The organism is Caballeronia arationis, assembly GCF_001544975.2.
GTDB classification, from domain to species: Bacteria; Pseudomonadota; Gammaproteobacteria; order Burkholderiales; family Burkholderiaceae; genus Caballeronia; species Caballeronia arationis.
On the sequence record NZ_FCOG02000535.1, the window covers coordinates 1 to 795 of the forward strand.

General features: G+C 57.5%; 1 protein-coding gene. It reads right to left on the minus strand.

The features are described from left to right. Positions 1 to 183 precede the first annotated feature (183 nt). Positions 184 to 795: group II intron maturase-specific domain-containing protein (locus AWB81_RS43695; protein WP_268811815.1), on the minus strand; the 612-nt coding region annotated here is incomplete at its 5' end.

The window sequence follows — 795 nt, forward strand, 5'->3', positions numbered from 1 at the left end:
GGTAGAGTCGAGATGTGGCGCGGTAGCAGTAGGTTCGGTTTGTCTGTTGCCGCCTCTTTCGTTCGGCGGTGCCCTAATAACCTCGCCCTAACTCCGTTTCCACATCCCGCTCGTCGAACCGGACATGCAGATCTCCCGCATCCGGCTCTCGGACAAGACATCACGCCTTCGTACACGGCAGGTTCACAACCAGGGACCAGTCAGACGCACGAGACCGAAGTGCCCGTAGAGGTGCTGGGATGGATAAGTCCCGCCCCTGCGACGTCTAACCTTGTACTTGTTGCGTAACCACCGACGCAACCGCGTAGCGGTGTAGTTGTCGAGCGCCCGATACGCGCGTCTGTCCGTGCCTACATTGAAGTAGTTCGCCCAGCCGCGTAGCGTGCGGTTCAACTTGCCCACCAGTTCCGTGGTCTCTTGCCACACTGTCTTAAGAGCGGTCATCGCATGAATCTTCTCAACCATACGCCGAATACTCTTCTTCGACGGCCGCATGCCCATACGGGCCTGCCCTGTCGTCGCAGAGTACAACCGCCCAAACGTGTAGCCCAGGAAGTCGAATTCGCCTTCCGGCACCTTGCAGATTCGTGTCTTCTCCTCGTTGACCGTCAACTTCAGCTTCCCCATGATCTCGCGCAGACGCAGCAAGGCTTCCTCAGCCTTACCCGTCTTGCACAGGATCACCAGATCATCCGCGTAGGTCACGATTCGACTACCAAGACTGCGCTGAAGTCCGAGCTTCTTCCATGCCAGCACAAACCGGCGCATATAAATATTCGCCAGCAGTGGTGAGAT